This window comes from Streptomyces sp. HSW2009 (genome assembly GCF_040240285.1).
Lineage (GTDB): Bacteria > Actinomycetota > Actinomycetes > Streptomycetales > Streptomycetaceae > Streptomyces.
On the sequence record NZ_JBEHZD010000463.1, the window covers coordinates 1 to 6,508 of the forward strand.

6 protein-coding genes and 1 pseudogene are annotated in these 6,508 nt (G+C 72.4%); 2 read left to right on the forward strand and 5 right to left on the reverse strand.

Translation table 11 applies throughout. The features are described 5' to 3' along the window. A pseudogene (locus tag AAHZ94_RS26260) lies at positions 1-351 on the reverse strand (hypothetical protein); the annotation flags it as partial. Positions 352-528: 177 nt separating this feature from the next. Between AAHZ94_RS26260 and AAHZ94_RS26265 the strand changes: the two are divergent. Next, positions 529-2,883: an MFS transporter gene (locus AAHZ94_RS26265; protein ID WP_502964789.1), complete on the forward strand. Its 2,355-nt coding sequence runs from the start codon at positions 529-531 to the stop codon at positions 2,881-2,883. Positions 2,884-2,982: 99 nt separating this feature from the next. Here the strand turns inward: AAHZ94_RS26265 and AAHZ94_RS26270 are convergent, their stop codons facing one another. The 3 genes from AAHZ94_RS26270 to AAHZ94_RS26280 form a co-directional block, all read right to left on the reverse strand. Next, positions 2,983-3,519 carry a GNAT family N-acetyltransferase gene (locus tag AAHZ94_RS26270; protein WP_349995778.1) on the reverse strand — a complete coding sequence of 179 codons (537 nt, stop codon included), beginning with the start codon at positions 3,517-3,519 and terminating at the stop codon, positions 2,983-2,985. Between the two features lie 151 nt (positions 3,520-3,670). Next, on the reverse strand, positions 3,671-3,823 hold the full coding sequence (locus AAHZ94_RS26275; protein WP_349995779.1) for a hypothetical protein: 153 nt from the start codon (positions 3,821-3,823) through the stop codon (positions 3,671-3,673). Positions 3,824-3,982: 159 nt separating this feature from the next. After that, positions 3,983-4,711, reverse strand: a complete 729-nt coding sequence (locus tag AAHZ94_RS26280; RefSeq protein ID WP_349995781.1) for an ArsR/SmtB family transcription factor — start codon at positions 4,709-4,711, stop codon at positions 3,983-3,985. Positions 4,712-4,767: 56 nt separating this feature from the next. Between AAHZ94_RS26280 and AAHZ94_RS26285 the strand changes: the two genes are divergently transcribed. Beyond that, positions 4,768-5,463: a flavin reductase family protein gene (locus AAHZ94_RS26285; RefSeq protein ID WP_349995782.1), complete on the forward strand. Its 696-nt coding sequence runs from the start codon at positions 4,768-4,770 to the stop codon at positions 5,461-5,463. 443 nt (positions 5,464-5,906) lie between these two features. Here the strand turns inward: AAHZ94_RS26285 and AAHZ94_RS26290 are convergent, their stop codons facing one another. After that, positions 5,907-6,227: an antibiotic biosynthesis monooxygenase family protein gene (locus tag AAHZ94_RS26290; protein ID WP_349995784.1), complete on the reverse strand. Its 321-nt coding sequence runs from the start codon at positions 6,225-6,227 to the stop codon at positions 5,907-5,909. Positions 6,228-6,508: the final 281 nt, after the last annotated feature.

Consider the following 6,508-nt stretch of genomic DNA (forward strand, 5'->3'; position numbering starts at 1 on the left):
CGTCAGCCCCCCGGTGGCCGTGCCGCCCGCGGCAGGGCGCGCATCGCCCGCCGCCGCAGCCGGGCCGGCCGCCGCCCCGGCCGCCGGCGGTACGTCGTCGAAGAGCCGCAGGTCATCCGGGTTGGGGCCGGAGGACGTCGCCGCTTCGGCGGCGAGCGCCGACCGGTCGGTCGGCAGAATCGCCGTGTCGGTCAGCGACGCCGCGTCGGTCGGGTGCGGCCCGGATATGCCGGGCAGCAGGGCCGTCGCGGCGGTGTCCGACGGGTCGCCGATCCGGGTGGCGCAGGTGCAACCGGGGCGGCCGTCCGCACGTGGGGGTGCGAAGCAGTGCGGGCAGAGTTCTCCCGTCACGGTTTTCCCTTCCTCGGGGTCGCAGGCGATTATGCAGACCGGACAGGTGTTCGCGCAGGCGGTTGTCCGCCCCGGGCGTGGCCTCGGCAGGCCGTACCCGGGCAAACGGGTGAGGATGGGAAGCAGAGCTGACCGCCGCTGGTGGATCAGGGGCGCAGCCCGACCCAAGGAGCCGCCATGGTCGAGGACGCCCGCCCGCCAGGCCGCGGGCCCGGCGCACGGGGCGACCCGCCCGGCACCGGCCGGACCGGGGATCAGCCGCCCGACGCCGACCACGCGTCCGCAGCCGCGTCCGCCGCTGCCGCATCCGCCGCCGGCGCCGCGGCACCTGAGCCGGCGACAGCCGCCGCCGGCCGACCGCCACGCTCCACCGGGCCCGCACCGCAGGGCCCGTACGACGCGCAGGGGCCGCACACGCCGCAGAAGCCTCACGATCCGCAGGGCCCGTACGACCCACACGGGCCGCAAGGCCCGCACACACCACAAAGGCCACACGACCCGCACGGGCCCGGTGGGCACCAGCAGGGTGCTGTCTGGGTGGCGATCGGGGCGCTGCTGCTCGGGATGTTGCTCGCGGCGCTCGACCAGACGATCGTCTCCACGGCGCTGCCGACCATCGTCAGCGACCTCGGCGGCCTGGAACACCTGTCGTGGGTGGTGACGGCGTACCTGCTGGCCTCCACGGCGGCGACGCCCCTGTGGGGCAAGCTCGGTGACCAGTACGGGCGCAAGAACCTCTACCAGATCGCCATCGTCATCTTCCTGATCGGCTCGGCGCTGTGCGGCATCGCCCAGGACATGTCCCAGCTCATCGGCTTCCGGGCGCTCCAGGGGCTCGGCGGTGGCGGGCTGATCGTGCTCTCCATGGCGATCGTCGGCGATCTGGTGCCGCCCCGGGAACGGGGCCGCTACCAGGGCCTGTTCGGTGCCGTGTTCGGTGCCACCAGCGTGCTCGGGCCGCTGCTCGGCGGCCTGTTCGTGGACCACCTCAGTTGGCGTTGGGTGTTCTACATCAACCTGCCGGTCGGCGTCGTGGCGCTGCTGGTCATCGCCGCGGCCCTGCACGTACCGCGGCGCGACACCCGGCACACCATCGACTACCTGGGCACCTTCCTGATCGCCGCGGTCGCGGCCTGTCTGGTCCTGATGGCCTCGCTCGGCGGCGTCAGCTACGACTGGGACTCCTGGCAGATCACCGGCCTCGGCGTGCTCGGCATCGTGCTGCTCGCGGCGTTCATCCAGGTGGAGCGGCGGGCCGCGGAGCCGGTTCTGCCGCTCAAGCTGTTCCGCAGCCGTACCTTCACGCTGTGCTCGGTGATCGGCTTCGTCATCGGGTTCGCGATGTTCGGCAGCATGACCTACCTGCCGACCTTCCTCCAGGTCGTACACGACGTCTCGCCCACCATGTCGGGCGTGCACATGCTGCCGATGGTGCTCGGGCTGCTCATCGCCTCCACCGCATCGGGGCAGATCGTCAGCCGCACCGGCCACTACCGCATCTTCCCCATCGCCGGCACCGCGGTCACCGCGCTCGGCCTGCTGCTGCTCCACCAACTCGACCGGCACAGCGGCGTCGTCGAGATGAGCACGTACTTCTTCGTCTTCGGGCTCGGCCTCGGCCTGGTCATGCAGGTCCTGGTGCTGATCGTGCAGAACTCGGTCGACTACGCGGACCTGGGCGTCGCCACCTCGGGCGCCACCTTCTTCCGCTCCATCGGCGCCTCCTTCGGCGTCTCCATCTTCGGCACGATCTTCGCCAACAAGCTCGGCCCGCGGATCTCCGACGCGCTCGCCGGGCAACCCCTGCCACCCGGCGTGGACCCGGGGCAACTCAGCGCCGACCCGCGCGCCGTCGGCGAGCTCCCGCCCACGGCCCGCGGCGGCGTGCTCGACGCGTACGCGCTCTCCATCACGGACGTCTTCCTGTACGCGGTGCCGCTGGTGCTGATCGCGCTGGTGCTGGCCTGGTTTCTGCGCGAGGAGCCGTTGCGCGGCTCGGTCACCGCGCCGGAGGCGAGTGAGGTCATCTCCAGCAACCCGGTCGAACGCACCTCGCGGGACGAGGTGGCCCGCGCGCTGTCCACGCTCGGCAGCCGCGAGGGCCGCAAACACGTCTATGTGAAGATCGCCCAGCGGGCCGGGGTCGATCTGCGGCCCGCCGCCTGTTGGCTGCTGCTGCGCATCAACCGGCAGGGCTCGGTGGAGCCCGCGCTGCTCGCCGAGCGCGCCGATCTGCCGCTCGGCGTGGTCACCGAGGCCGCTCGGCAGGTCGAGGAGCGCCACCTGGCGGTGCGCGAGGGCCTGACGCTCGTCCTCACCGACCGGGGCCGCGAGGTCGCCGCCCGGCTGGCCGGGGCCCGCGAGGAGTCGCTGGCGGAACTGCTCGGCGACTGGTGGGGGCCGGACCGGCCGACGGACCTGGTGGCGCTCGTGCACGAACTCACCGGCGAACTCTGCGGCTCCGACGGGGAGCGCCCGCACAACGGTGACGCCTACCACCCGCGGGCCGGCACCCGCCGCAGGCCGGGGTGAGGCCGGGACCGCGGCCTCAGGTGGGGCCGGGCCGGACCCTCGGCGGTGGTTTCAACGGCGCCTTTCGGGGTGCGGCCAGGCCGGGACCCGGCGATGGTTTCAGCCCAACTCCTTGGCGAACCAGTGCTCCGCGTACGGGTCCTCGTTGTAGCGCTCGATCTCCGCGTACCCGTGCCGTGCGTACAGGGCCCGCGCCTCCACGAGGTCGTGCCGGGTGTCCAGGATGATCCGCCGGGCACCGAGTTCCCTGGCCGCCGCGTGGGCCGCGGCCAGGAGCGCCGCGCCGCCGCCCGTGCCGCGCTCCGCCGGCCGGACGTACAGCCGCTTCAACTCCGCCGTCGCCGCGTCCCGCAGCCGCACCCCGGCGCAGCCCGCGGGCTCGCCCGCGTACCGCCCGACCAGGAACGCCGCGCTCGGCGGCACCAGGTCGTCGCTGTGGAACTCGACCAGGCCCGACGCGATCTCCTCCTCGGTCGAGCGGCGCCCCTCGTGCAGCAGGTAGTAGCGGTCGCTGACTTCGACGAGGTACGCGCGCAGCAGCGCCTCCGAGTCCGCCGCGTGGACGGAACGCGGACCGACCTCCCAGCCGGGCCGCGGGGCAGCGGGGCGGGCAGAAGCGGGGGTGGATGAGGTCATGCGGGCCATTGTCGGGATCGGCGCGGCGGCCCGCAGCAGAATTTCTCGGGGCGGGTGGGGCGGGTAGGGCGTGGGGGCACGCGCTGTGGGGGTATCGCCGAGAGACGGGCCAAAGGGGCAATGAGTTGATCCTGGCTGTGTCTTCGTCTGTTCAGCTGTCCGGCTCATCCTCGGCGAGGATGCGGTAGACGGTGGCGACCGAGGGGCGTTTGCCCTGGTCCTTGCCCGAGGCGGTGACGAGCTTGCGGGCGATCTCGGGGCCAGGTACGCCGTTGGCTCGCAGGCTGCGGGCGCAGTCGGCCATGTCGCCGTCGACGACCTTGGGGCGCCCGCCGCTTCATCTCGTGCACGGTGAAGATCACCCGTTGCTGGGGGACGGCCTTCTTGATGGTGCGGGCCAAGTCCACCGCCTCGACGAACTCGGGCCGGACCTTGACCCGGGTCCGTGACCTCTCAGAACTACTCATTTCTGCGAAAGGAGTTCATCGGACAAGCCGAGATGGTGGCGGAGTGCCTGTCGGCCGAGGGTGGTGACGGCAACGGCGCGCGTGGTCCCGACGGGGGTGATCCAGCCCGTGCCGAACGCGTGACGGCACAGGGCGGCACCGACGGCTCCGGCCAGGTGGGGGCGGCGTTCGGTCCAGTCCAGGCATGGCCGTACCGACGGCCGGCGCGTGCCGGTCGGGACGGTGATGCCGAGATCCTTGAGCCAGGTCGCTCCGGCGTTGGTGAGCCCGAGTCCGTGCTCCAGGTCCAGCAGTCTCCGCTCAAGCATCGCATCGGTGATGGCGACCCCGACGGTTCCGGCAAGGTGGTCGTAGCAGGTGCGGGCGTGGGCGAGGGCCTGTCGGCGGCCGGCTGCCGACAGGGAACGGGGTGCCGGGGTGCGCTCGGGCGCCATCGCGGCGAGACTCTCGACCAGCTCGGCAACGTGCGGACCGGCCAGACGCACGTAGCGGTGGCGGCCCTGCCGTTCCTCGGTCAGCAGGTTTCCGCGGACGAGCGCGTGCAAGTGCTCAGTCGCGGTCGAGGGCGCCACCCCCGCATGACGTGCCAATTCCGTCGCTGTCCAAGCCCGGCCGTCGAGCATGGCCAGACAGAAGCCCGCCCGCGTACCGTCGGCCAGAAGCTTCGCCACGGTCGCCAGGTCGGGACCGGCTACCTGTGCGCGCTGCATGTCCATGCGGTCCATTGTCCCCCGTGACACTTCGGCCCCGGCCGAAACAACCGGTCCCTAGGCTGCTCGCCATGAACACGGCACCTCCCAGCACCCAGCCCGCGCAGACAGTCGCCACCCACCTGGAGATCGAGCCGAGCATCCTGTACTTCGGGACGCCAGTGGTGCTCCTGTCGACAGAGAATCAGGACGGCTCGTTCAACCTCGCCCCGATATCGTCCGCGTGGGCCCTCGGGCGGACGGTGGTGATCGGGCTGGGCCGTGAGGGGCAGACTGCGTACAACCTCGGCAGCCGCCCCGACCTGGTCATCAACCTGCCGGCCCCCGCCCAGTGGCCGGCGGTGGAGCGGCTGGCGCCGCTGACCGGCCGGAATCCAGTGCCCACGACCAAGCCCAAGGGCTGCCGCTTCGAGCCGGACAAGTTCGCCGCAGCCGGCATGACCAGCGAACCGTCCCAGCTGGTCCGGCCGCCTCGGGTGGCCGGATGCCCGATCCAATTGGAGGCCCGCGCCGAGCGGGTGCAGCCGGATGTTTCCGGGAGCTTCGTCATCGTCGAGGCCGTCGTGTGCAAGGTGCACGCCGACTCCCGCATCGTTGTTCCAGGCACCGACCACATCGACCCCGCCGCCTGGAGCCCCCTCATTTACAACTTCCGCCACTACTTCGGACTCGGCCCGGAACTCGGTCACTCCTACCGCACCCAGACCCCCCGCAACGTCGAGGGGCCTGCTGGAGAACCTGCACTCGCCGACACAGCGCCCAACTGAGATCAGGCGGCCCGGCCGAAGCCAGCGGCGGCGGGGTCCTGGTCGCGCAGCGGGGGGAAGTCGACGTCCAGCTTGGGGTCATACGCCTCCGGTCGAACCCGCCGAGCTCCTCGACCGCCTTGGTGACGGCGCCGAGCCCCCCGGCCTGCACCAGCAGGGCCTTGGCCATCGCCAGGACGGCCGGGGAGACCTTGCCGCCCGGGCGCCGGGCGACCTCGTCCACCGGCGCCTCGTCGTCCAGGCCCTCCAGAGCCGCACGGACTTGGGCGGTCATGGTCGCGGCCTTCGACACGGCCTGATGGGCGGGGCCACCGTCGTCGATGTTCTTGAGCACAGTGCGGTGGTTCCCGATCAGGGCCCCGCCGCCCCTCCGTCCCGCCCCGTCCCGGTCCGCCCGGTCCGGCTCGTCCGGTTCGCCCGGCCGTTGCGCGGGAGGGTCGCGCTCAGCTCTTGGGGGCCGCCTGCTGGACGACATCGAAGGACCACAGGGTGGCGTCGGTGGCGGCCGGCCGCGGGCGCTCGCCGCCCTCGCCGCCGGCGTGGCTGGCCTTCATCGTGCTCTCCCGCCAGGCCGTGAAGTCCTCCTCGCTGCGCCAGCGGGTGTACACCAGGTACTGGTCGGTGCCCTCGACGGGGCGCAGCAGCTCGAACCACTCGAAACCGTCGGAGCCCTCCACCGCACCGGCCCGGGCGGCGAACCGCTGCTCCAGCACCTCGCGCTGTTCCGCCGGAACAGTGAGCACATTGATCTTGACGACGCTCACACGACACCTCTCACCCATGGCGGCCACCGGCATCGGTGACCTGGCCTTCGATCCGTACGAGCAGTCTCCTACACGGGCCCGCAGCCGCTCCGGCCGGGCGCGACGGCTCCGGCTACTTCGGCAGCTCGACGGTGAATGCGGGGGCCTCGCCCTGCGCGTCGTTGTCGTAGGAGCTGACGGTCCCGGCCCGACGGGCGACTGTGGCGACCCGGCGTGCGGGCGCCGGCCGGGGCTTCGGACCTGTGGCCGGCGCCGTGGCGAGCCCCAGCCGCGGGCGGACG

Excerpts from the sequence above, each read along its gene's own strand:
- AAHZ94_RS26265 (WP_502964789.1), top strand. The coding sequence starts at position 529 with ATGGTCGAGGACGCCCGCCCGCCAGGCCGCGGGCCCGGCGCACGGGGC.
- AAHZ94_RS26270 (WP_349995778.1), bottom strand. The coding sequence starts at position 3,519 with ATGACCTCATCCACCCCCGCTTCTGCCCGCCCCGCTGCCCCGCGGCCC.
- AAHZ94_RS26275 (WP_349995779.1), bottom strand. The coding sequence starts at position 3,823 with ATGGCCGACTGCGCCCGCAGCCTGCGAGCCAACGGCGTACCTGGCCCC.
- AAHZ94_RS26280 (WP_349995781.1), bottom strand. The coding sequence starts at position 4,711 with ATGGACCGCATGGACATGCAGCGCGCACAGGTAGCCGGTCCCGACCTG.
- AAHZ94_RS26285 (WP_349995782.1), top strand. The coding sequence starts at position 4,768 with ATGAACACGGCACCTCCCAGCACCCAGCCCGCGCAGACAGTCGCCACC.